At 64.9% G+C, this 23,738-nt stretch carries 17 protein-coding genes; 9 read left to right on the top strand and 8 right to left on the bottom strand.

Annotated features, from left to right (window positions below):
• Positions 1-313: 313 nt before the first annotated feature.
• Both IPG97_18255 and IPG97_18250 read right to left on the bottom strand, forming a co-directional pair.
• A complete protein-coding gene (locus IPG97_18255) occupies positions 314-2,185 on the bottom strand; it encodes an EAL domain-containing protein (GenBank protein MBK6858434.1) in 1,872 nt (623 codons plus the stop codon).
• 146 nt (positions 2,186-2,331) lie between these two features.
• On the bottom strand, positions 2,332-3,438 hold the full coding sequence (locus IPG97_18250; protein MBK6858433.1) for a glycosyltransferase family 4 protein: 1,107 nt from the start codon (positions 3,436-3,438) through the stop codon (positions 2,332-2,334).
• A gap of 275 nt (positions 3,439-3,713) precedes the next feature.
• Here IPG97_18250 and IPG97_18245 point away from each other — a divergent pair, with 275 nt between their 5' ends.
• From IPG97_18245 to IPG97_18225, 5 genes are read left to right on the top strand one after another with little or no spacing between them, the layout of a single operon-like run.
• Positions 3,714-4,469: a class I SAM-dependent methyltransferase gene (locus IPG97_18245; GenBank protein ID MBK6858432.1), complete on the top strand. Its 756-nt coding sequence runs from the start codon at positions 3,714-3,716 to the stop codon at positions 4,467-4,469.
• 37 nt (positions 4,470-4,506) lie between these two features.
• On the top strand, positions 4,507-5,196 hold the full coding sequence (locus IPG97_18240) for a glycosyltransferase family 2 protein (GenBank protein ID MBK6858431.1): 690 nt from the start codon (positions 4,507-4,509) through the stop codon (positions 5,194-5,196).
• A gap of 5 nt (positions 5,197-5,201) precedes the next feature.
• Complete coding sequence (locus tag IPG97_18235; protein ID MBK6858430.1) at positions 5,202-8,231, top strand: acyltransferase; 3,030 nt, start codon at positions 5,202-5,204, stop codon at positions 8,229-8,231.
• Positions 8,231-9,568 (top strand): glycosyltransferase family 39 protein, encoded by a 1,338-nt coding sequence (locus IPG97_18230; GenBank protein ID MBK6858429.1) that lies wholly within the window; start codon positions 8,231-8,233, stop codon positions 9,566-9,568. The genes IPG97_18235 and IPG97_18230 overlap by 1 nt, the downstream gene beginning before the upstream one ends.
• Positions 9,565-11,298: a hypothetical protein gene (locus IPG97_18225; GenBank protein MBK6858428.1), complete on the top strand. Its 1,734-nt coding sequence runs from the start codon at positions 9,565-9,567 to the stop codon at positions 11,296-11,298. The genes IPG97_18230 and IPG97_18225 overlap by 4 nt, the downstream gene beginning before the upstream one ends.
• Positions 11,299-11,440: 142 nt before the next feature.
• Here IPG97_18225 and IPG97_18220 read toward each other — a convergent pair whose 3' ends face one another.
• Positions 11,441-13,321 carry a hypothetical protein gene (locus IPG97_18220; GenBank protein ID MBK6858427.1) on the bottom strand — a complete coding sequence of 627 codons (1,881 nt, stop codon included), beginning with the start codon at positions 13,319-13,321 and terminating at the stop codon, positions 11,441-11,443.
• Between the two features lie 32 nt (positions 13,322-13,353).
• Here IPG97_18220 and IPG97_18215 point away from each other — a divergent pair, with 32 nt between their 5' ends.
• Entirely contained in the window at positions 13,354-14,163 is an 810-nt protein-coding gene (locus tag IPG97_18215) for a polyprenol monophosphomannose synthase (GenBank protein ID MBK6858426.1), read from the top strand.
• Positions 14,136-15,572 (top strand): glycosyltransferase family 39 protein, encoded by a 1,437-nt coding sequence (locus tag IPG97_18210; GenBank protein ID MBK6858425.1) that lies wholly within the window; start codon positions 14,136-14,138, stop codon positions 15,570-15,572. Before IPG97_18215 ends, IPG97_18210 begins: the two co-directional genes overlap by 28 nt.
• On the opposite strand, the gene IPG97_18205 is transcribed toward IPG97_18210, so the two are convergent.
• Positions 15,554-17,116 carry an NAD(P)/FAD-dependent oxidoreductase gene (locus IPG97_18205; protein ID MBK6858424.1) on the bottom strand — a complete coding sequence of 521 codons (1,563 nt, stop codon included), beginning with the start codon at positions 17,114-17,116 and terminating at the stop codon, positions 15,554-15,556. The two genes, IPG97_18210 and IPG97_18205, sit on opposite strands and share 19 nt — an antisense overlap.
• 203 nt (positions 17,117-17,319) lie before the next feature.
• Between IPG97_18205 and IPG97_18200 the strand changes: the two genes are divergently transcribed.
• Together IPG97_18200 and IPG97_18195 are read left to right on the top strand one after the other, a co-directional pair.
• Positions 17,320-18,471, top strand: coding sequence for an acyltransferase (locus IPG97_18200; protein MBK6858423.1), 1,152 nt, complete (start codon positions 17,320-17,322; stop codon positions 18,469-18,471).
• Positions 18,464-20,005 (top strand): glycosyltransferase family 39 protein, encoded by a 1,542-nt coding sequence (locus IPG97_18195; GenBank protein MBK6858422.1) that lies wholly within the window; start codon positions 18,464-18,466, stop codon positions 20,003-20,005. Before IPG97_18200 ends, IPG97_18195 begins: the two co-directional genes overlap by 8 nt.
• A 132-nt stretch (positions 20,006-20,137) precedes the next feature.
• On the opposite strand, the gene IPG97_18190 is transcribed toward IPG97_18195, so the two are convergent.
• The 4 genes from IPG97_18190 to IPG97_18175 all read right to left on the bottom strand — a co-directional run bounded on the left by IPG97_18190 (position 20,138) and on the right by IPG97_18175 (position 23,731).
• Complete coding sequence (locus tag IPG97_18190; protein ID MBK6858421.1) at positions 20,138-20,344, bottom strand: hypothetical protein; 207 nt, start codon at positions 20,342-20,344, stop codon at positions 20,138-20,140.
• A gap of 4 nt (positions 20,345-20,348) precedes the next feature.
• Positions 20,349-20,639: a hypothetical protein gene (locus tag IPG97_18185; protein MBK6858420.1), complete on the bottom strand. Its 291-nt coding sequence runs from the start codon at positions 20,637-20,639 to the stop codon at positions 20,349-20,351.
• Between the two features lie 573 nt (positions 20,640-21,212).
• Positions 21,213-22,100 (bottom strand): DNA-3-methyladenine glycosylase 2 family protein, encoded by an 888-nt coding sequence (locus IPG97_18180; protein MBK6858419.1) that lies wholly within the window; start codon positions 22,098-22,100, stop codon positions 21,213-21,215.
• A complete protein-coding gene (locus tag IPG97_18175; protein MBK6858418.1) occupies positions 22,097-23,731 on the bottom strand; it encodes an AMP-binding protein in 1,635 nt (544 codons plus the stop codon). The genes IPG97_18180 and IPG97_18175 overlap by 4 nt, the downstream gene beginning before the upstream one ends.
• Between the last annotated feature and the right edge of the window lie 7 nt (positions 23,732-23,738).

The following is a 23,738-nucleotide window of genomic DNA, read 5'->3' as shown; positions in this document are numbered from 1 at the left end:
ATCAACATCGCAGCGACGACGACTCGACCTATCCGCTCGCCACCTTAGCCTCGATCCACCGATTGGACTTGGCTTGTGCTCGATTCTCCATGGCCACTCCGGCAAAGCCGGTTCTCTGGACGGCCACCGCTGGTGTTCGGCTGTCTGATGATCCCGAACGCGAGGGCTGGGCGGGGGTTCGGGGGCAGAGCCCCTTGTGGCGGAGCCCCCGACCTGCGGAGATCGGCTTTGCCGGTTGCAGCAGCGAAGTCGTCGGCCGTCAGGCCGGCTACCAAACTCCGCCGGAAGGCTCTGCCTTTCGGCGGATCCAGGCTTAGGACCCGTCCGGCTGATCGGGCTGGGTTGGTCTGAACTCGCGGAACCGGGGGAGGCTCACCCGGCTTGCCCCCGTCCCAGGTGACGTCAAGAGGTCCTCGGGGGGCTCGACTCTTGGAGCGGGAGGGGGCGAGGCCGGCTGGGCTGGGTCGGTGAAGATCATGGGAGGTCCGGCTGCGGGCTTGGAGTCACTGGTGTCGGAACCTCCACTCCCGTCGCCCTGATGGGAGCTGGGACGGCGCTCGGCCCCCGGCTTGGGTGGCCGACCGGCATCGCTCGCACGTGTCGGGGAGCTCGTGCCCGGTGTTCGAGGATCTGGATACGGAAACGGATTCGACCAGCCTGAGCTCATGGAGCGCTTGGGCGTGCCCAGGCGAGGATTGCCGGTCCCGACCGTCGGCGGTTCGCCGATCGTGGTTGCGAACTGGAACGGTTCGCTGGCCCGTCGAAGGAGCAGTGCTTCGAGGTCCTCAGGTGCCAGAGGGCGAGACAAGGCGTAGCCCTGGGCCATTCTGCAACCGAGTTGGCGGAGCCAGGCCAACTGCTCGGGTCGCTCTACTCCCTCGGCGACGGTGGTCATGCCCAAGGCCTCGGCCAGTCCGATCACGTGCTCGACGATGGCGCGATCTTCCGGGCTTGAATCCAGCCCGTCTATGAAGCTCTTGTCGATCTTCAACATGTCGAGACTGAAGCGTCTGACGTAGGAAAGTGATGAGTAGCCGGTTCCGAAATCATCGAGGGCGAGCTTGACTCCGAGGGCCTTGGCCTGCCGGAGTACCGCCCAAGCCGAGCTCACGTCGTGCATGAGGGCCCCTTCGGTGATCTCGAGATGGATCTGGTGCTCGGAGGCGCCGGTGGTTCGCAACGCGGCGGCCACGGTCTCGGCGAAACTGTCTTGGGCGAGCTGTCGGGCCGAAACGTTGATCGTTATCGTTGGCGGGGAGTGGTCGGGTAGAAGAGTCCGCAGGCGTGCAGCTTGCGCACAGGCTTCCTGTAGGACCCATGTGCCCACCTTGACGATCAGACCGGTCTCCTCCAGTACCGGGATGAACTCATCGGGGGACAGGGTGCCGCGATCGGTCGACACCCATCGAAGGAGGGCTTCCGCCCCGATCACATAGCCCGTGGACAAGTCGACTACCGGTTGGTATACGAGCCGGAAGGCACCCTTCTCCAGAGCCTCGCGGACGAGCCCTTCGGCGTTGGTGGGGCTGAGCGCGCTCGACATCGCTGGCTCGAAGATGACCACCTGACCAGAGCCGCGCGCGTTGGCCTGATACCGGGCCACATCGGCTTGCCTGATGATCTCATCGGCCGACGGACCTGGCCCGGTGACGAGCACTGCTCCGACGTTGGCTGTGATCCGTAGCGTCTGGCCGCCGATCGCATAGGGCTGCTCGATGAGCCGGATGAGTCGCGCCGCGTAGCCGGACAAACCGTTGGTGCCGGTTATTCCGTTGCTGACAAGCACGAACTCGTCTCCGCCGAAACGGGCGAGACGGTCACCGGGCTCCAGCACCGAGCGGATTCGATCGGCCACAGCTCGGATCAACTTGTCTCCGACCTCGCGTCCGAACATGTCGTTCACGTGCTTGAGACGATCGAGGTCGACGATCATCACACCGATGTCGGTGGTCTGGCCTTCAGCGGCAGCCAGATCGATCTCTAGCCAGTTCCGAAGGCCTTGTCGGTTGGGCAGGTCGCTGACCGCGTCGTACTGACCGAGCCGATCTAGCTGTTCTTGGACCGAAGTGGCGGCGTGGCGGGCTCGGATCGCCACCATCGAAGCCCCGATGGCTACCGCTCCTGTTACAGCCGCGACGATGCCCGTTTCGATGCCGACTGCCGCTATCGCTGTCGGGAAGGACATCGACGTACCTGCTGGTCGCGTTCGCTCAGGAGACGGCGCGAGCTAGCCCGCGTGCCTACGGTCTGTATTCCCGTCGGCATCGATGTGGGATTTTTGAGGTCACCGACCGGTGACCCGCCCAGATCAGATCAGTTCAGCTCAGGTCACTACCTGGCTGTTCGGTGACCGTTGTGACGTAGCGCCTCGTCGGCGAGGATCGTCATGAGGCGTGTGGAAGTCGCGGCCCAGCTGAAGCGGGCGGCGTGCTCCAGTGCTCCAGTTTGAAGTCGGTCCCGAAGCGACGCGTCGGTGCACACTCTGGCCAACAGTCGGGCCACCTCAGCGTCGTCATCGGCGAGGAGACCGCTCACCCCCTCGTCGACGGCGTCCACATGGCCAGCGATCCTGGTGGCGACCACCGGTGTTCCGCAGGCGGCAGCTTCGGTCAGGGTCATACCCCATCCTTCTCGGACCGAGGTCGACGCGACTACCCACGCGGAGCGGTAGAGGGCCACGAGGTCCTCGTCGTCGAGTCGGCCCGCGAACGTGACGAAGTCGTCTGCTCCCAACTCTTGGACCAGCGCATCCAAAGCCTCTCGCTCGGCACCGGTTCCGACGAGGGTGAGCGTCAGATCGGGCACCGAGGCACGGGCCTGGGCCACTGCCCTGATCAGACGGTCGAAGCGCTTGACCGGCATCAGACGCCCGACACCCAGCACCATCGGTGCAGCCGATCTCTCGCCACCAGGGGTGTAACGGCGGTCGAGGCCGGGCGGGACCACCTCGACCCTTTCATCACGAAAGCCGATATCGAGCATCTCTGCCTTCGAGGAAGGGGAGAGCGTCACCATTCGCGAACGACCGTAAATCGGTGGCGCGATCCGGCTCTCGAGAAGGTTGCCAACCCGGGCCAGGTTGGGGGGGAGGACCATCTTCCACATCTCGGCGTGGACGTGGTGCAAAAAGACGAGTCGAGGTCCTCGAGCCCACAACGGTGAGAAGAAGGGCATACCGTTCCAGATCTCGACCAGGGCATCCCTCCGGCCTTGACGGTGGGTGGCCTCGGCCATGGCTGCCCGCGGGAACACCAGGTAGCGGCCGGCCTTTCGCAGCACCTCGTAGCCGTCGCGGCGAACCTTGGGCGGGTGGCCTTGGGCATAGGAGGTTCTCATCGAGACCTCTAGGCCGGCTTCGGCCCAATGGCGGGCAACCTCGGCGGCGTGGACCTCGGACCCGCCGGCTTCGACGTCGTCGAGGTCGCGCCACGCCAGCATGTGGACCCTTCTGATTCCGGCGCTGGCGGCCAGGTCGCCGATCTTTTGGACAGCTTCGGAGTTGGGGGTCACGGTCGTTTGTAGCTTCGGGTCAGTTCGGTGTCACAGCGGACCTTGATGCTGTCGGGGTTCGCGGCTGACCGAAGGGTGTGAGGTACTCTGCACGACCGGCCATGGTCCGAGATCAGAGCCATGAGAACCCTAGTGGTGGCAGTCCCGAAGTCATTGCACCGGCGTCACCATCCAGCTCCGTGAAAGGCAACCGAGCCCACCTCATGCCCCCCGCCCCCGCCACCAGCTTCGAAGAGGTACAGGCCGTCGTCGCCGACGTCGAGGGTTGGATGACCCCCGGGCAGGCCCGACGCCTGTGGGATTGTGCCCGCTCGGTCCCCACCGGTGGCACTGTGGTGGAGATCGGTTCGTTCCGAGGGCGCTCCATGGTGGTGCTGGCGTCGGCCGCAGCCCCAGGGGTGACCCTGGTGGCGATCGACCCGCACGCTGGCAACGATCGAGGCCCGCAGGAAATCAGCGGCTTCGAGGTCGAGGCCGCCACCGACAACGAGGTTTTCAACGCCAACCTCGCGGCCGCTGGTGTGGCCGATCGGGTCCGTCACGTCCGTAAATTCTCGAACGAAGCTCACGGCGACGTGGACGGCCCGATCGATCTCCTGTACATCGATGGCGCTCACCGGATGGCTCCAGCACTCGACGACATTCGATCGTGGGGCGAACGCGTGAAATCCGGGGGAGACCTTCTCATCCACGACTCCTTCTCCTCGGTCGGGGTTACCGCGGCATTGTTCCGCTCCCTGGTCTGGTCTTCGGAGTTTCGCTATCTCGGCCGGTCGGAGTCGATGACACACTATCGACGCGAGCCAGTTGCCGGTCGGATCCGGGTCAAGAACGTCGGCGCACAGTTGGCGCAGCTTCCGTGGTTTGCCCGCAACGTTCTGATCAAGGTTCTCATCGTGGCTCGCCTGGGCGGACTTACCCGGTATCTGGGTCACGACCCGCGCACCTGGCCCTACTGAGGAGAACACCGTGGCATCGGTAACCCCCGAAACCGACATGAGCCTCACGATCGTGATGCCGGTCTACAACGAACGCGAAACGCTTCGGACGGCGCTCGACCGGTTGTTGGCCGTAACGATGCCGGTTCCAACCGAGATCCTGGTGGTCGACGACGGATCTTCGGACGGTTGCACCGAGACGATTTCTGACCTTGTGGACTCGGGGCGGGTCCGACTGCTGGTCCAGAACCCCAACCAGGGCAAGGGCAAGGCCCTGAGGAGGGGGATCGCGGAGGCATCCAACGGTCTTCTCACCGTGTTGGATGCAGACCTGGAGTACGACCCTGCAGACTTCCCGGCGTTGCTGAGGCCCATCCTCGACGGCGACGCGCGCGTGGTCTACGGGGCTCGCTCCTATGGCGGTCACGCCGCCTATTCGTTTTGGTTCGTGCTGGGAAACAAGATGTTGGCGCTATGGGCGTCGTTCCTCTTCGACGCGTGGCTGACAGACATCGAGACATGTCTCAAGGTCGCTCCCACCACGACCTGGCGAGCGCTCGACCTTCAATCCAACGGTTTCGGGATCGAAGCCGAGCTGACCGGCAAGCTGTTGTCTCGTCGAGAGCGGGTATTCGAGGTGCCGATCTCCTACCGGGCCCGCGGTAGGGAGGAAGGCAAGAAGATCCAGTGGACAGACGGGGTGGCAGCGCTCTGGATCTTGGCGCGCATCCGGCTGCGGGGACGCTGAGACGGGTGGAACCCCGGGCGCGGATCCGTCACCTCGACGGGATCCGCGGCGTCGCCGTAGTGCTGGTGGTCGTGTACCACGCCAGCTACCTCACCGCTGGATGGGGCCCTCGGCTGCTGCCGGGTGGTTTCGTCGGGGTCGACCTCTTCTTCGTCCTGAGCGGGCTGCTGATTACCCGACTCCTGCTCGAAGAACAGGAGTCCACCGGGCGGCTGGCCTACGGCGTGTTCATGGACCGGCGCTTGCGTCGCCTGTACCCGGCGCTGGTGGTCACCGTGGCCGCGGTGGTGTGGTTGCTGACAGCCACCGACCGGGTCGGTCCAGGGGAGGGACAACTGTCGGCCGCCGAGATGGCCGTGGCGGTGGCGGCCACGCTGGCGTACGTATCCAACGTGGTGCAGGCATGGGGGTGGCCGTACCCGGGCGAGCTGTCACACACCTGGTCGTTGGCAATCGAGGCCCAGTTCTACCTGGTCTGGCCGCTGGTCCTGATCGGCTTTCGGGCACTGGGACTTTCCCGTCGATCCCAAATCGGGCTGTTGACGGCCGTGATCGGCGCGGTTGGTGTGCACCGGGCGATCATGTGGACAGACCAGGACCACTACCTACCGCTGTACCTCCGTACCGACACCCGCATCGACGTGATCCTCGTGGGATGTGTGGTCGGCATGACTGTCCATTGGGGCTGGTGGCGATCAGCGCGCTGGCTGCGCCTGCCGGCCGTGGGTGGTGTCGGAGTGCTTCTAGGCGCCAGCTTCCTGTCCGAGACCGGTGACAACAGGATGTACGAACGCTTCGGCCTCACCGTCGTAGCTCTCGGAGCGGCGGCAATAGTGGCCTCGGCCCTCCTCGATCCGACTGGGCCCGTCGGAAGGGTGTCGGGTTGGCCGCCCCTGGCCCGGCTGGGGGACCGTAGCTACAGCCTCTACCTGTGGCACGTTCCGGTGTTCTTGACCGTGGCCCGACGCCTAGGAGATCAGCCGGTGATCCTCCGAGTGGTGTGCGGGCTGGTCGTCACCGCGGTTGCTACCGAAGTCTCCTACCGTCTGGTCGAGTCTCGCTTGCGACGCCAGCCAGCGATGGTCGACCCCACCACCGGTGAGGCTCCTCATCGGGCCCCGGATGACGGTCACGTGACCATTCCAGACCGACTGGTCGGCTGGATAGACGGTCATCGACGCGGGTCCCTGGTGTTAGCAGTCGCGGTCGGTGCGGCGCCGATGATGATCGCCGTGGTGGCGCTGGGGCGAGTCACCTGGTATCCAATCGGGGACTTGGCTCAGGCCACACTTCGCCAGTTGAGCTTCTGGCATGACCCGCCGCTAGTCGGTCCGGCCGGTCGCATCGGAACCTTCGAGCGTCAAGGAAACCACCCGGGACCGGCGATGTTCTGGTTCACCTGGCCGCTCTGGTGGCTGCTGGGCCGAAGCTCGTGGGCCTACCAGGCCAGCGTGGCGGCGCTGGTGATGTCGTCCTACGGCGTTGCTGTGGCGGTCACCCGCCGCTTGGCGGGGTGGCTCGGTGCCGCGGTCGTTGCGGTGGTAGGCGCGATCCTGATGAGGTCCTATGGCGCGGTGGCACTCACCCAACCGTGGAACCCATATGTTCCGCTCCTACCGTTCCTGGTGTTCGTGGTTTCGTGTTGGGCGGTCACTTGTCGCCGTTGGTCCAACCTGGCTGTCGCGGTCGGTGCTGGATCGTTCTGCGTGCAATGCCACGTGGGATACGCCCCCGCTGTGGCGGCTGGACTCGTGGTCTCGATGGCGATGGCCCTGACCCCGACCCGATGGTTGGGTGATGTGACCGATTTGGGGGCAGACGGCGCGCCTCTGGACGCCGCGCTGGTGACCGTGGACGGTCCGGCAAATGAACCCTCACGTCGCGGCTGGTCCCGCGTCCTCGGCTGGGTCGGCGCCTCGGTGCTGGTTGGGTTGGTGATGTGGATTCCCCCGGTCATCGATCAGGTCAGACACGAGCCCGGAAACATCTCGATCCTCTTACAGACCTTCCGCGATCAAACCGATCAGGTGATCGGAATCCGGGCTGGCACCAGAATCTGGCTGACGCAGCTTGATCCGGTGGGGAACTGGCTGTTCGGCACCCGCCGGATCTCCTCGTCGGTGGTCCCGGGTCTGGTTCTGCTTGGAGCATGGGCGATCTCGTTCGCACTGGCTTGGAGGCGGCGAGTTGGCGCGCTGATCCGTCTTGACGTGTTGCTGGGATCGCTGCTGCCCTGTGGCTGGTACTGGGCGGTTCGACTCGATTCGACACGCTTCTTGTACCTCGTCGAGTGGTTCTGGGTGCTGACCGCTCTGGTGGTGGTTGCGGTCATGTGGGCCGCTTGCATAGAGCTAGCCCACCGACATCCATCTGGGGAAGGCTCCAATGTCGCGGTATCGCGGCAGGCGGTAACCATGTCGGTGTCCACGTTGGCTGTGGCCTTGATGGTGAGCACAACCTCCTTCGTGTGGACGGCGACTGGGGTCGAACCTCCAGACATGCGCTATTCGAGGACGATCGGGGCGTTGGCCCCTCAGACGGCGGCGGCGCTCGATCCGGAGCTGACATACCTGATGACGTGGATAGACCCCGATGCTCTCGGCGGCAACGGGTTCGGGATGCTGCTCGAACTGGAACGGCTGGGATTCAGGGTCGGGGCCGGTCCGGCGCGATCGGCGCCGGTGGAACCTCACCGCGTCCTTCTCCCGGGTCAGTTCGACGAGGTGATAACGGTGGTCAGCGGGGACCAGAAAATCGAGGCCGCCCGTCAGGTGCCAGGAGCCATCGAGATCGCCTACGACGACCATCGCTCAGAACAGGAACGTCGGGAGTACCTCGACCTCCAGGCTCAGGTAATGGCAGACCTGCGAGCTGCCGGACTGTCGGAGGTGGCCGACGGAATCCCCACCAGCATCTGGATAGGGCTGAACGATCCGCGCGTGGTCGGAGCCCCGTTCGACAAGCTGGCCCGGATGTTGGTGATCGGCCAAGCCACCGCCGTGTTCGTATCCGACCAGGACCTGGGAGGGCTGTGATGGTCACGCTCGTTCGGGTCAGGTCGTTGGACCGGACCGCACGGAGGTTCGTGGGCCGGCTCACGGCGATCAGCCTGGCGGCACTTTGCTTCCGACTGACGCTGCTCGGATCCATCGCGGCCCGAAATCCCGACGGCGGAGATCCGCTCTTCTACCACCTGCAAGCCAACTTCTTGGTGGAGGGACACGGCTTCTCGGATCCATTCCTGTGGTTGGAGACCGGACGATTCGAGCCGGTTGCCATCCATCCGCCGTTGTTCACGATGTGGCTGGCCCTGTCCTCGGCGCTCGGTTTCAAGGGGTTCCTGGCCCACAAGGTGATGTCGTGCATCGCTGGAGCCCTTGCTGTGTTCGCCATCGGCGTCCTCGGCCGAGAAGCGGGTGGTCGCGGCGTGGTGGGTGCGAGGGTCGGATTGGTGGCTGCGGGACTGGCCGCCATCTATCCGCCGTTGTGGTCCATCGACGGCCAGCTCTGGCCCGAAGGGCTGTTCACCCTGATGGTCGCCCTCACCGCTTGGTGCTCGCTGCGAACGTGGCGAACGCCGACGATCGGCTGGGCGGTTGCCACTGGTGTGTTCCTCGGGCTCTCAGCGTTGACCCGGGGTGAGGCGATCATCATGTCGGTGGTGCTGGTCACCCCCGTGGTGATCTTGCGAGATCGTCGCTGGACCCGGAACCTGGGACACCTCCTGGCAGCCGGGGCTGCGTGTGCGCTGGTTCTGGCGCCCTGGGCAATTCGCAATGCAACCCAGTTCGAGGAGTTCGTCCCCTTGTCCACCAACAGTGACGAGGTGCTCGTCTATGCCAACAATCCCTACGCCTACGGCACCGTCGACGGTGGGCGGTTCTTGGGGTTCTGGTTCTATCCCTGGCAGGACCAGCTGAGGGCGGAGCGAGGCGGTGAGCCCCCGGGTGACGCGTCACAGAGGGCCCGATACTGGGGCGATGAGGGCCGCGCCTATGCCCGTGCTCACCGCGATCGCCTACCCGTGGTCCTCGCGGCCAGGGTCGGCCGAGCCTGGAACCTGTACGCACCGTTTCAGAACGCGGCATTCGACAAGATCGACGGCAAGTCCGAGCGGGTGAGCGTGGCCGGTGTGTGGGCCTGGTGGGCGGCGTTGAGCCTGTCGATCCCCGGACTGCTGCTTCTCCGTCGCCGGGGCATCACGGTGATTCCCTTCGTGGGCTTGGCGGCCACCGTCACCATCAGTTCGTTGTACGCCTATGGCGGAAACCGCTTCCGTACGCCTTTGGACGTGGCCGTGCTGGTCCTGGCCGCGGTGACCATCGAGATGGCCGTTGCCCGGCTGAGGGCGCAACCGGAGGTTGCGACATGACCATCGCTACCTCGGTTGGGTTGAATGATGACGACCTGAGACAGACCCAGGACGGGGGCGAAGATGGGCACCCCGCGTCGGTCCGCCGATGGCGACCGCACCCGCTCGACGTGGTTGCCGTCCTGATCGTGTTGGTGGGCTTCGCTCTGCCGTTGCGTGGTCTCCTGCGCTACCAGGGGCCGCCGATGGAGGAGGGCTTCATGTTGGCCTTCCCCCAGGAGGTGCTGCGCGGATCGGTACCCAACGCCGACTTCTTGCACCTGTACGGGCCTGGCAGCCTGTGGGTGCTGGCCGGGACGTTCAAGGTTTTCGGGACCTCTTTGGCCACCGAGCGGTGGTTCGGCCTGCTCCAGCACATGGGGATCGTTTTCGGAGTGTGGGCGGTGGCTCGATACTGGGGACGCCGGACGGCGACGATCTGTGCCCTCGCATCCTTGGTCATCGTGGTACCCCCCATCGGCCTCACGGCGCTGGCCTGGAACGGGGGAGTGGCGCTAGCGGTGTGGTCGGTGTTCATCGCTGCCAGGCCTGGCCAGCAAACACCACGACGGTTGGTGTTGGCTGGCCTCCTCGGCGGCTTCGCCCTGTTGTACCGGCCCGACCTGGTGATGGCGTTGAGCTTGGGTCTGGGTGCGGCATTGTGGCGGCCCACCGTCACCAAACTCCGACCGTTGCTGACCGGCGCGGTCGTCGGGGTCTCGCCGATCCTGTTCCACCTGGCCACCGCTGGCCCCGGTGCGGCCTTCGAGGGGATGTTCATCGAGCCGGTGTTTCGACTCCGCCCAGGTCGATCACTGCCGGTTCCACCATCGTGGAACGAGCTCGACGGCTTCTTGCAGAAGGCGGCCGGGCTGCGCACGCTGGGCTGGTCGCTACCGGCGCCGACGTCGGCTCAACAGGTTGCCCTCTGGTTCTTCCTGGTGCCGATCAGCACCATCTTCGTGGCTGGGGTTGGCGTGTGGTCCTGTCGCAACCAGCCAGAGGACCCGCGCAGCCACCTACTACGGGCGGTGGGTTTCCTCGGGCTGGGGATGTTGACCCAGGCGATGCAGCGACCAGACACCGCACACTTCGCCTGGGTCAGTTGCGTGCCGTTGGCGCTCGTACCGGTCGCGGTCCACCAACTCCTTCCCCGGACGTGGGGTCCGGGAGCGATGAGGCGATTGGCGGCTACCACCATGCCTGTTGTGGTGGTGATCGTGGGACTCATACCCCACTACACGGTGCGCACCTACGTGGACCTGACCGGACAGAGCTTCGGTCGCAACGTGTTCGGATATCCCGTGAACCATCGGGGCCGGAACTTCTACTACGGCTCACCTGACGCGGCCGCTGCGGCCAACGACTTGGTGGTTGACCTTGGCGAATGGTCCGCGCCGGGCGAGCGGTTGTTGGTGGGTCCGGTGGATTTCCGGTTCACTCCGTACTCGGATGCGTTCTTCTACTTCCTCTTCCCCGATCTGGTTCCGGCCACGCGCTACATAGAGATGGATCCCGGAATAGCCAACGCGGCGGACTCGGGGCTGGCAGACGAGGTGGCATCGGCCGACTGGTTGATCCTTTCCAATGTCTGGAGCAACTGGGATGAGCCCAACACGTCGCGGGACCCGGGCTCGAACGCTCCCAACGAGGTGGTGAGAGACCGGTTCTGCCTGGTGGGCGAGTACGGCGACCGCGATGGTGAACCGTGGTTCGAGCTCTACCGACCGTGCAACAAGATCGACCGTTGACCGGAAAAGCCGATCTCCGCAGGTCGGGGGCTTCGCCACCAGGGGCTCTGCCCCCGAACCCCCGCCCTGTCATCCCGCTCCAAATCGTCGGACAGCCGAATACCATCGATGGCCACACGGAGAGCGGGCTATACCGGGGTGATCAGCGAGAACCGTCGGCCTTCACGAGGTAGACGACTATCTCCTCCTCGGCTTCCAGAACGGTCAGACGCGAGAAGGTGTAGAGGTCATCGGCGGACAGGCCGGGAATGGTGACCAAACCACGGATTGCCAGGTCAGTCAGTGAGCCGTCGGCCAGCGCCGCACCCGGGTCCTCGAGCACGGCCGAGACGGCGCCAGCGGTGTCCGCATCGGATGGCGATCGGGGCCCGATGTGAGCTCCGGCCCTAGCGACGATTGCCTGGATCCCGGCTCGACGTCGATCCAGATCTCGTCGTTCCTCGGGTGTGAGCGAGGTGGTTCGGGCCACGACCTGACCACCGGGAGGAGCCACCTGGCCCGAGCCACTGACGACCCACAGTTCGTTCACCCCACCCTGGCCACGGTAGCGACGGAACTCACGCCACGGGAACACCGGCGTGGGAGCACCGGGGTCTACCAGGACGTCACCGCCGTGACGTGAGAGCGCCAGCACCGCGGCCGAGCCCGTGGACAGGTATGGAGTCGGTCCTCGAAACCGGACCACGGCCGTGCCTGGCCCACCTGCATCCTCGATGGCGGAGGCAAGATCGCCGGCGATTCGTTCTTGAACGACCCATGGCACCCATCGGCCAGGCCGGGGGAGCAGGGACACGCCCAGGAGAACCGCCATCAGGATCACCAGTCCCACCGGCGCGCCACGGAGCGGCGTCGGAGTGCGCCGGTGGGCGAAGTGCTGCGACGATGAGCTCATCTGCCAACCGACGCTGGCCATCACCGCCCAGCAGATTGCTCCCAACGGCACCATCCACATGGCGTAGTAGCGGTAGAAGACGCCATCGCTCAGGGGCATGCGGGCCGCGGTCAGGAGGCCGGCGACGAGGGCAACCGCCACGGTGGTAAGCACCGGGCTGAGGTCAGGGCGGCGAGATCGGGCCAACACGAACAGTACGGCCAACACCGCTACGGGGATCGCCATCAGCAACACTCCGGTGACGTCAGATGACGCGATGACGTCGACCAGGTCGCCATCTGGACGAACTCCGATTGCGGGAAGCCCGACCACACGTCCCATCTGGCCAATCCCGGAGATGCCGACCGACTCGCCGCCACCACCGGTGGTCAGAGCCCTGGCAATCTGGCCGAGGTTCCCAGGCTCACCTCGAACCTGATCGATCAGAGGAGGGATCCACAGCACCAGAGCGGCGATGCCAGCCGCGATGTGCGGCACTAATGAAGGCGGCCGGGATCTCTTGATGGACACCACGGTGACGACGGCAGCCCATGCACCGATCATCCCCACCAGTCCTACGTAGCTCAGGTGTGTCTGAGCTACGAAACTGCCGGAGATCACGAGCGCCGGAAGAACCTTGGCCTGGCCAGCCGCCGCCAACAGCGCGCAGGTCAAGAAGGCGGTGAAAGGCAGAACGACTATGTCGGGGTTCCAGATGGACACGGGAACGTGGCTACCAACCCCCCACAAGATCAGGCTCGTCGTGACCAGACCAACAGCCCCGAACCCCGGCCCGCCAAGTCGGAGCAGAGCCCAGACGGTCACTGCGATCGATACTACGGAGACAAGAGCCGCGGTTAGCGTCGAGCCGGTCATCGGGCCTGCCAATCGAACCGCTGGAGCAAGTAGGTAGAGCTCGACGGGGCCGGGGTGATGCATTTCGGGGTCCTCGAGGTGTTGACCGCCGGTAGAGATCATTCCGACCAGCGGCGGTTTCCGACTGATCGAGTCACCCGCCAGAAGCATGATCGTCGCGTCATCGCTTTCGGGGTAGTGATCGGATCCCATGGAGGAAAGAAGGCTGCTGAACACGGGAGCGACGCAGATGAGCAACAGAGCGACCCAGGTCAGATGTCTACGGGTGGTGGACACGGGCCGAGTGTAGGGAGCTGATCGGTGACCTCATGGACCTGGTAGCGCACCCTCTACGTGGTCCAGTCCCCTGCGAAGGGGCCGGTATCGTTGGTTCGGTGCGTCCCGTGGTAGTTGTCCCCACCTATCAGGAGGCGGAGAACATCGGCCCCCTGCTCCGAGGCGTCCGTGAAGCCATTCCATCGGCTCACGTGGTCGTGCTCGATGATGCCAGCCCAGATGGGACCGGGCGCATGGCCGAGGAGATCGGGGCCGAGCTCGGTCAGGTGACGGTCCTGCACCGGACCGCCAAAGAAGGTCTGGGAGCGGCCTACCGCGAGGGGTTCAGCTGGGCCCTCGGCCAGGGATTCGACGTCGTGATCCAGATGGACTGCGACCTCTCCCACGATCCGGCATCCATCCCGGCGTTGATCGACCGTCTGGATGTGCCCGCGCCGGTGCAGTGCGTTGTGGGGAGCCGATATGTCCCGGGGGGAGCCACCCCCAACTCGCCTTTCCACCGCCGCCTGCTGAGCCGTTGGGGCAACCGGTACACCGCCGCGGTGTTAGGCCTAGGCATCCATGACGTGACATCAGGCTTTCGGGCCTACCGTGCGGTGTCCCTGGCTGAGATCCACCCCGAGACCACCCGGTCGAACGGCTACGCCTTCATGAGCGAGCTAGCTCGACGTTTGGCAAACGGGGGCCATGAGGTGGCAGAGGTGCCGATCACGTTCCTTGATCGGGCCTATGGCACATCCAAGATGTCGGTCACGATCATGGTGGAGTCCCTGACCCTGGTGACGGCGTGGGGCGTCAAGGAACGGGTCCGACGGTGGAGAGCCCGGTCGAGTCGATCATGACCGAGGCGCACCATCGCCGATCGAAGGGGGCATCTGGTCGTCGTTTCGATTTCTTGGTCCTCAGCGCCGCCCTGCTGGCGCTGGTGGTCCGAGTGGCGTGGGGGCTGAAGGTCGCCCGAACCCCTCAGGGGCTGGTCGACCCTGCCCGCTACCTCGGCTATGCCAGGGCCATCGCCGATGGGAGCGGCTTCATCGAGCCCTGGTCCGGGTTTCCGACCGCGTACTACCCGCCGGGCTACCCGTGGTTCTTGGGTGTGATCACCTGGGTCGGCCAGCCGTTCACCGACGACCTTCCCGTGCTGATCGCCATGGTGCAGGCCGTGCTCGGGGCGGTGTCGGTGGTCCTGGCGGCACAGGTCGCGAGGCGCCTGGCCGGTTCTCGTGGTGGTGTCGTGGCGGCCTTCGGGATGGCGCTGTATCCGAACCTGGTGTTCCACAGCGGTGCGATCCTCGGTGAGACGCTCTACATCTCGCTGTTCCTGGCCTTTCTGGTCATGGCCCTAGGACGATCGTGGCCCGAGGATCTGAGTCCGGTGCGTGGCCTTGTTGCTGGCGTGGTGCTCGGTCTGGCGATCATGGTCCGACCCATCTCACTAGCGGTACTGCCCATAGTCGTGATCGCCTGGTGGATGTCGGTGGCCGACTTGCGACGGGCGATGAGGCTGGCGGTTTTTCTGAGCTCGGGGGTGGCTCTGTGCATCGTTCCGTGGACGGTTCGGAACTACATCCGGATGAACGATCTGGTCCTGTTGTCGACGAACACGGGAGACAACCTGTGCATCGGTCACGCACCCGATGCGACCGGAGCGTTCTCGGCCGAACCGTGGTGTGCTACGGACCATCGCTTCTTGGACGGTCCGTCGGCCGAGGTGGGTGCAGACCGGGAGAAGGCGGCGCGGGCAATAGACGAGATCATCGAGCACCCGGGCCGGGAACCATGGCTGATCTGGCGCCGGTTCTGGTTCATGTGGATACGCGACGGTGACCACGACGGCGTCATCGCGGTTCAGTCCTACCGCTTGGACCCATTCCTGGTCGGTCCGACCGAAGCTCGTCTGGCCCGAGCGGCCGACCTGTCCTACTGGCTGGTCGGAGTGACGGGAGTGATCGGACTGGTCGGGATGGCCCGTAGACGTCGTCCCGAGGACGTGCTGCTGGTTGGGTCCGCAGTAATGACCGCGGTGGTGCCCCTGGCATTCTTCGGTGACAGCAGATTCAAGGTCCCCGTGATTCCGCTCCTGATAATCGCGGCGGCCACACTGGCCGCTAATCGTGAGCCTGAATCAGAGGTGACCCAGTCCCTCGACTCCAAGAAGGCATGCGCGCTCGGTCATGACCCAGACAGCTCGCTGATGAAAGCGACGAGCGCCGACCAACTCGACGAGGTCGCTCAGCCAGCAGGCGGGTAGTGCTTGTCGATGGTCTCGCGGTCGATGACGGGAGCATCACGACCCGTGCCATGGCTTCCGGCGGGCCGGTCGGCGGGGAGGGGTGAGGTGCCCTTCTCCTCGTGGTACTCCTCCTCGACGTTCACCTCCCACACGTCGTGGGTCGAGCCGGTGAGGATGTTCTCCACGGTGAGCATCGCCGTGAACATCGAGTGGTCCTGGTTGTTGTAGCGGAACATCCCATTTCGACCAACAGGGTGGACGTTGGCGGCGTTGGAGGCGAGCCACTTCCTGAGGACATCTACGTTGGCGCGGTAGCGGTCGTCGTAGATGGGGTAGGCCTTGGCTTGGCGGACCACGTAGCCGTCTTGGATCTCGCCAGCCTTGGCCAAGCCCAGATGCTCGAGTTCCTGCTTGGCCCGCTCGATCAGCACCTCGTCTGGGGACGTCCACTCGTCGTCACCCTCCCAGACCGTGTACTCCAAACCGAGAGTGTTGAACCCAGGCTTCACCATGTAGGGAGACCAGGACCCGAAGTTCTGGATGCGCATTGTGCGCACTCGAGGGTCGTGGATGTAGATCCAGTTGTCATCGAAGTCGACGAGAGACTCGGGTAGTACCAGAGCCACGATGAGGTAGTCGCGGTAGCGCAGGTCAGCGGCCGCTGACTTCACCTCGGCGGGGGGCGGCGGATCCATGGCTTCGAGCAGGTCCGAGATGGGCATGGACGAGATGACGTCGCTACACGGGTACTCGGTCTCGGCGCCGTCCGAGCCGATAGCCCCGACGGCGGTTGCCCGACCATCGTGGTGGCGGACCTTGGTCACGACCGTCTCGGTCTCGACAGTACTTCCAGCAGCTAGAACCTTGTCCCGGCACACCTCCCACATCATCCCTGGGCCGTACTTGGGGTACTGGAACTCCTCGATGAGGGAGGTGATCTCCTTCTGGTTTCGCTTCGGCATCAGGGCGTTGACGATGGCGTTGCCCAACGAGAGACCCTTGACCCTCTGGGCCGCCCAGTCTGCGGGCATCTCGCTGACCGGTACGCCCCACAGCTTCTCGGTATAGGTCTTGAAGAAGGTGCGGTAGAGACGCCAGCCGAACCGGGCGACCAGCCATCCCTCGTAGTTGGTCTGATCCTTGGGCGGCTTGACCTGAGCAGCGGCATAGGAGGCGACGCAGCGCACGGCCTCGACAGGACCAAGGTTTCGAAGCGCGTTGGAAGCCTTGATCGGGTAGTCGTAGTACTTGCCCTCGTAGAAGATGCGGCTCTTTCGAGGCCGCATCAAGAAGTCCTCGTCGGGCAGGATCTCGTGCCAGAGGTCTTCCACCGGTTGGACCTTGGTGAAGAAGCGGTGGCCGCCGATGTCGAACCGCCATCCGTCGCGCTGGGCAGTTCGGGAAATGCCGCCAACCTGGGTATCGGCCTCGAGGATGGTGCTGGAAACCCCCGCCTTGTGGAACTGGAATGCGGCCGTGAGCCCGGCCGGACCGGCACCGATGATCACAACTTGGTGGGTTGAGGGATCGATCGAGGGGCTGACCGGTTCGGGCGACGTCATGGTGTGAGATAGTCCTCTCGAAGGCGTGACAGAATCAGCGATGTGGCTGACCCCGGCGTTTTGCGACCAGCTGATCCCAGGTGGGCCTGGGGTGGCCGGTGACGCCCCGGGCGGCCCGGCGCAGCCCGCTCGACGCTAGCCAATCTGGTACCGCGCCTGTGCATTTCCCAGGGCTGGAGGCGATCCGGGCATTGGCGGCCTCGATGGTCGTAGTACACCACGTGTCCTCAGCGGCGGGAGCCACTGCTGGCATGATCGCCACTCCGGCCGAGGTGATGGACTCTGGTGTGGCGGTGTTCTTCGTTCTGTCCGGATTCCTCATCTTCAGACCGTTCGCCGCTGCGATCATCGGCGGTCACGATCGCCCTCGGGTCTGGGGGTTCTGGTGGCGGCGGATACTGAGGATCGTCCCCGCGTACTGGATCGCGCTGAGCGTTCTGTGGGCCACGGGCAACGTCTTTCTGGGCGACATGTGGTGGCGGCACTACCTGTTGTTGCAGCCCTTCGATCGCTACACGGCACTGGTTGGTTTGGTGGCGGCCTGGAGCCTGAGTACCGAGGTCTGCTTCTACCTGATCGTTCCTCCCCTGGCTTGGACCGCCCATCGAATCATCGATGCCCGATCGACGCCTGCTGGTCCATCAGTTCCGGCCAGAACTTTGGGTCTGATGATTGTGCTCGTAGCCGTCGGCTCGCTGGGACCCATCGCCCGAGCTACGGCTCCTTGGTGGGCCGGTGAGAACCGGGCCCTTTCGTTTCAGTGGCTTCCCACGAACCTGGATCTGTTCGCGGCGGGAATGCTGTTGGCCGTCGGTTCGGTGTGGGCTGGGCTCCGCGCTGAGGTCGGCCTGCGCGTCGCCACCTTTACCCGCAAGGCGTGGCCGTGGTGGAGCGGCGCAGCCCTGTTGTTCGTGGCCTACGCCTATGGCGTCGGTGGCGTCGACTTCGCAGTTGGATATCAGGGTTGGTCCTGGCAGCTCCGTCAGTTCGCCTTCACGCTCTGTGCGGTCCTGTTGTTGATCCCGGCCGTGTTCGGCGATCAGGGCGACGGCTGGCTAAGGCGCCTGTGGCGATGGGGGCCGGTGGCGTGGGTGGGCACGGTGTCCTATGGGCTTTACCTGTGGCACGTCGGTGTGATGGAGCGTCTGGTCGAGCGACCTGCCGGATCTCGCACTCCCACCGATCCAGGGTGGCCAGGTTGGTTGTCCGACCTAGGGGTCGAGCCCTCGTTCGTCTCACTCCTTGTCGGAACCTTTGTGATCGCACTCATGGCGGCAGCCACAAGCTGGTATCTGGTGGAAAGGCCGCTTCAACGGTGGAAGGCCATCTTCGATGGGGTGACGCGCCGTGGGTGAACCGCGAAGGACCTGGCAGTGGTGGACGTTTGTCGTCGTTCTGGTCGTGGTCGTGGGTCTCGGTGTAGTTGCGCGCTTCGTCACCCGATCTCCGTTGTGGATGGACGAGGCCCTCTCGGTCAACATCGCCGGTCTTCCGGCGGGGCAGATTCCCGACGCCCTGCGCCACGACGGCCATCCGCCCCTCTACTACCTCCTGCTGCACGGATGGATTCGCCTATTCGGTTCTGCCGACCACGTCACCCGTGCATTGTCCGGCTTGTGGAGCGTGGCGTTGCTTGTCCTCATGTACGTGGCTGGCCGCAGGTTGGGAGGACGGAGGGTCGCCCTTACGTCGGTCGTGTTGCTAGCGGTGTCCCCGTTCGCCATCAGGTATGCGACCGAAGCCCGCATGTACGCCATGGTGTCGACCCTGGCACTGGCGGCATGGTTGTTTGCCGAGGCGTCATGGAAGCGGCGTCGCCCCGCACCGCTCATCGGGTTGGCGGTGTGCACGTCGCTCTTGCTCTGGACCCACTACTGGGTCATATGGCTGGTCCTTTCGGCCTGCGTCATCGTGGCCGTCATCGCCTTCTCCTCGTGGCGCGCCGGCGGTACCGAGACGAAGGCCGCGGCGTTGGGGGTGATGGCGGCACTGACGGTTGGAGCGGTCTCGTTCTTGCCATGGGTGCCAACCCTCGTGTTCCAAGCCCGACACACCGCCACCCCCTGGGCCAGGGCATCTAGGCCCGCCGAGGTGATCTCCACCTCGGCATCTGATTTCGGGGGTGGGGTTACCGGGGAGGCGGAGCTGTTGGGCTGGCTGTTCTTGGTGCTGGTCGCGATCGGAGCTTGGGCGTACAGCCAGCGGAACTGGGAGCTGTCTGTCGACCTCCGTCGACCAAACTCAGAACAGCACCTGGTCCTAGCCGCCTTGGTTGGTGGAACGGTGATCATCGGAGTCGGCGCCTCGCTGGTGTTCGGGACGGCCTACTCGTCCCGTTACGCCGCCGTGGTGTTTCCCTTCATGGTCCTCCTCGCCGGAGCCACCTGTGCCCACCTTCAGCCTCGGGCCTTGGTGGTGACGGTTTTGTCCGTCATGACCGCACTAGGTGGCGTTGGGATAGTCCGAAACGTGACGGTCGATCGATCCGATGCCAGGCGGAACGCAGAAGCGATCGCTCGGGTTGCGAGCCCTGCCGACATCATCGTCTACTGCCCGGACCAGACCGCACCAGCTACGGCCCATGAGTTGGGGAATCGATGGGAGCAGGTGACCTTCCCGACCTTCGCTTCACCACAGTTCGTTGACTGGGTCGATTACCTGGACCGGTCGACGTCGGTCACGCCACAGAGGTTCACACGGGATCTGCTGGAGCGAGCCGAGGGGCGATCGATCTTCTTGGTCTACTCCGTGGCGGTGCATTCCCATCGGGAGATATGCCCTGCCGTGGCCGAAGAGCTAGGTCGGGCCAGGCCCGCCGAGGTGATCGCCACAGCCAGCCAAGCCTTCGAGCCCTCTGGCGTGGTGCGATTCGCTCCGGCAGGTCAATGACGAACACCCACGCCTAGGTCCTAGCGGGTAGGTCCGGTCGTTGCCCCGAGTCTTTTCAGACCGAGGCGCTGCCTCGGTCTGGCCATGCCGTGCCAATGGGTCGGCTCGCCTCCTAATGGTGGGCGTGGGTGCCTAGTCCTTGGTTGCCACTGCGTTTGGCGTCACGTTCATCTTGGGTTCGTAGTCGGCGGTGGTCACCGAACGAGCTTCGCCACCCTGTTCGGCCCTCAGGATCTGGCGGCAGTCGGTGCAAGGCCCGTAATACTCGTCGGTGGTCTCAGAACCGCAGCGGGGACATGTGAAGGCCGTGCCGGTGGGGTGGGGGCTCGTCTCGGACATGGGCTCAGGATCGCGCGCCCAGAACGGGGCGTGGGGGATCGTCGACACCCAACGGCGACACGTCGGCACTCATGCCGTCGAGATCCACGCTGGGTCCCACACCGACCTCCACACGCCGTACCGCGATCAGTTCACTGGTGCGGAAACTGGCCACCCGTACGCTCCAGGTGTCGACGACCGTACGCTCCGAGCCCGTCCGGAAGAAGGTCGTCATCTGCCCTTCTTGTTGGTAGGCGTCGGCTCCGTCGACCACCTCGGTGGTGCGGTCCTTGAGGGTTAGTTGGAATGTCGACACGCCAGATCCTCCTGTCGGTCCTTGGGGTCCTAGCGGACTGGTCCGCTCGTCGTCGCCGCTTGCGTCCAACATAAGGCAGGCTCGATGTGGGAAACGAGAGGTCAAACCCTGTGGATTTCGTGGTCTGTCCACAGGCTGCCGATAAGGCGGTGCGCCGATAGGCGGACCGACCCATGAAGCACGGCATGGCTAAACCGAGGCGGAGCCTCGGTCTGATCAACATGGTCGCGACGACGACTGGACCTATCCGCTAGGACTCTAAGCCTCGATCCACCGATCGATCTTGGGTTGTGCTCGATTCTCCATGGTCACTGTCAATGGTCACCCAGGCGAAACGGGGTTCTCTGTGCGGCCACCGTTAGTGCTCGGCTGTCTGACGAGCTGAAGTCACAGGACTGGGCGGGGGTTCGGGGGCAGAGCCCTTTGTGGCGGAGCCCCTGACCTGCGGAGATCGGCTTTGCCGGTCGCAGCAGCGAAGACGTCGGCCGTCAGGCCAGCTACCGAACTCCGCCGGAAGGCTCTGCCTTTCGGTGGATCCAGGCTAAGGACGCGAGCGGATCAGGAATCGGGTGGTTAGGGGTGGTCGGGTCCGTGTGTGGTTGCACCGGCGGCCTCGATCAGACGGATCACCCGTGCACGATGGCCGCGCCAAGGTTCGAGACACTCGAGCAGGGATTCGTCGTCTGGGCGGACGTGGCCGGTGAGGGTAGAGGTCACCAATGCCGCGACCCTGACGTCGCCCAGAGGTACGGCATCAGCATCTCCAAGCGCGGTGGTAGCCACGAGGGCGGCGGTGAGCGCGCCGACGCCGGCAACGGACGCCAGCCTCTCATGCGCATCGGCGGGAGGAAGTAGCGCCAGTGCGTCCAGACGACGGGAGCTAGCGGCCAACCGCTTGATGAGATCGGCATGCTCCTGGTCGATGCCAGCCAAGTGGAGGTCGTAGTGGCTCGCTCCCGACAGCCGTTGCGGGTCAGGTGGGAGGAGCAGGTTGGTTGGTCCTGGGGCTGGATCACCCCACCTCTCCGCCGTCTGGCGGTGGGCGCGGTGGGCTTCGAAGGTCGTGACATCCCTCTTCATGACGTGGGCGATCAGGTCGGCGGTCACCGCGCCGGTCCTCGGGATGCGAAGCCCACCGAACCGATCCCACAGCATCCGGACCGGTCCTGGTCCGGGATCGAAATCGCCGCTCTCGTCGGTGGCGCCAACCACGTTGGGGGCAGCATCCAACGCCGCTTCGGCCCCTTCCCCCCAGGCCGTCACCTCGATGCCGCTCGGAACTGGTGTGAAGCGGACCGTTGTTGGACCGGCGGGGGAGCGCCACGCGCGCCACACTGCGCCGCCGAACACACGGCAGGAAGGATCGTCGGGTCCGTGCCTGAGCGGTGCCGTGGTGAGCACGAGGTCGAGAGGTGAGGTGAGGTGGAGCGTCCGCTGGGCACCGCCTCCAGAAGTGCTCATTGCTCTTGCTCGGTCACCTGGAGCGCCCAGGCGTAGTCGGGTTTGCCGCTGGGGCTGCGCTGGATCGAATCGACCGTCACCAGGTGTCGGGGGAGCTTGTACCGGGCGAGATGCTGGCCACATTCGGACCGGAGCTCCTCGACTGTGGCTGATCGACCGGACCTGAAGGCCACGACTGCGGTGACCTCTTGACCCCACCGGTCGCTGGGTCGACCCACCACAAGCACGTCGTAGACCGCGGGGTGAGCCTTCAACGCCTGTTCAACCTCCTCGGCGAACACCTTCTCCCCACCGGTGTTGATGGTGACCGATTCGCGGCCCAGCAACTCGATGGTCCCGTCACCGCGATGGCGGGCCCGGTCTCCGGCGACGGCCCAGCGCACTCCTGAAATCGTCGGGAACGTGGCTGTGGTTCGGGCCTCGTCGCCGAGGTAGCCACGAGGCATCCGGCCTCCCTGCCCCAGCCAGCCGATGCTGAGGTCGTCGGCTGGGAGCACGCTCTGGCGGTCCTCTCTGATCACAGCGGTCGTGGCCGCGGGTGCGAACCTCCCGGCACCGTCGGGTTGATCGCCGGAGGTGTTGGCCACCGCCTGGCGCCCGGTCTCGGAAGACCCGAGCACATCGACGATCTTCAGCCCGGGTAGGAGTTCGAGGAGATCGTGTTGGATGGCAGGTGACAGGATCGCGCCACCGGTCAGAAGGTGCCTAAGGGCTGACAGATCTCGCGTTTGTCGTCGGAGCTCATCGACCAGCGGTCGGGCGAAGGCATCGCCCACGATCTGCAATGACGTGACCCTGCGTCGCTCACAGGTATCGAGCACATCAGCGGCAACGAAGGTGTCGGTACGGTCCTGAACGACGACGGTGCCACCGTTGAGCCAGCAGCTGAGAGCGTTCCAGTGAGCGGCTCCATGCATGAACGGAGGAGCGGGAAGAGCTCTGAGGTGTCGTGACATGGCCGCATCGACCAATCTCGCACCATCGACTTCGTCCATGCCGGTAGGAACAAGACCCAGCGCCGCCACCAGGAAGTCTGCCTGCCTCCACAACACACCTTTGGGCTTTCCAGTCGTTCCGCCGGTGTAGAGGATGTAGAGGTCGTCGGGTAGCCACGACACCTCAGGTCTGTCACTCGGCGATGACCGGATTGCTTCTTCGTAGTCGATGGCGCCATCGAGGTGAGGGACGTCGGTGCCGTCGTCGATGCACACGAGCAGTGGCGACCGCTCCAACAGCGGGAGCGCCTGGACGAGGGTCGGGGAAAAGGATCGCTGGTATAGGACCGCGGACGCGCCCGAATCATTGAGGACATAGGCCAGCTCCGCGGGACCGTAGCGGTAGTTGACGTTGACCGATGCTGCTCCGGCCTTGGCGGCGCCGACCATCACCTCCAGGTAGGCGTTTCCATTGGTGGCATAGATGGCCACATGGTCGTGAGGAGACTCCCACCAAGCCCGGTCGGACAGGGGGCCGTGACGTCCCAGCCCGCGGTCCACCAGGAAGTTGGCCAGCCGACGAGTCCGTTCGGTCACCTCCGACCACGTCCAGACGCGGTCGCGCCAGATCAGGCAGGGATCATCCTGACGATGCTCACCGATCAGTTCGTGCAGAGCGGCCAGGTTGAGGTACACCGAGACC

The organism is Microthrixaceae bacterium (genome assembly GCA_016702505.1).
In the GTDB taxonomy this organism is placed as follows: domain Bacteria; phylum Actinomycetota; class Acidimicrobiia; order Acidimicrobiales; family Iamiaceae; genus Aquihabitans.
This window is presented reverse-complemented; position numbering and strand designations above follow the sequence as displayed.

Excerpts from the sequence above, each read along its gene's own strand:
- IPG97_18180 (MBK6858419.1), bottom strand. The coding sequence starts at position 22,100 with ATGAGCACTTCTGGAGGCGGTGCCCAGCGGACGCTCCACCTCACCTCA.
- IPG97_18245 (MBK6858432.1), top strand. The coding sequence starts at position 3,714 with ATGCCCCCCGCCCCCGCCACCAGCTTCGAAGAGGTACAGGCCGTCGTC.
- IPG97_18200 (MBK6858423.1), top strand. The coding sequence starts at position 17,320 with ATGGTCGTAGTACACCACGTGTCCTCAGCGGCGGGAGCCACTGCTGGC.
- IPG97_18250 (MBK6858433.1), bottom strand. The coding sequence starts at position 3,438 with ATGCTGGCGTGGCGCGACCTCGACGACGTCGAAGCCGGCGGGTCCGAG.
- IPG97_18230 (MBK6858429.1), top strand. The coding sequence starts at position 8,231 with ATGGTCACGCTCGTTCGGGTCAGGTCGTTGGACCGGACCGCACGGAGG.
- IPG97_18215 (MBK6858426.1), top strand. The coding sequence starts at position 13,354 with ATGGACCTGGTAGCGCACCCTCTACGTGGTCCAGTCCCCTGCGAAGGG.
- IPG97_18225 (MBK6858428.1), top strand. The coding sequence starts at position 9,565 with ATGACCATCGCTACCTCGGTTGGGTTGAATGATGACGACCTGAGACAG.
- IPG97_18190 (MBK6858421.1), bottom strand. The coding sequence starts at position 20,344 with ATGTCCGAGACGAGCCCCCACCCCACCGGCACGGCCTTCACATGTCCC.
- IPG97_18255 (MBK6858434.1), bottom strand. The coding sequence starts at position 2,185 with ATGTCCTTCCCGACAGCGATAGCGGCAGTCGGCATCGAAACGGGCATC.
- IPG97_18240 (MBK6858431.1), top strand. The coding sequence starts at position 4,507 with ATGAGCCTCACGATCGTGATGCCGGTCTACAACGAACGCGAAACGCTT.
- IPG97_18205 (MBK6858424.1), bottom strand. The coding sequence starts at position 17,116 with ATGACGTCGCCCGAACCGGTCAGCCCCTCGATCGATCCCTCAACCCAC.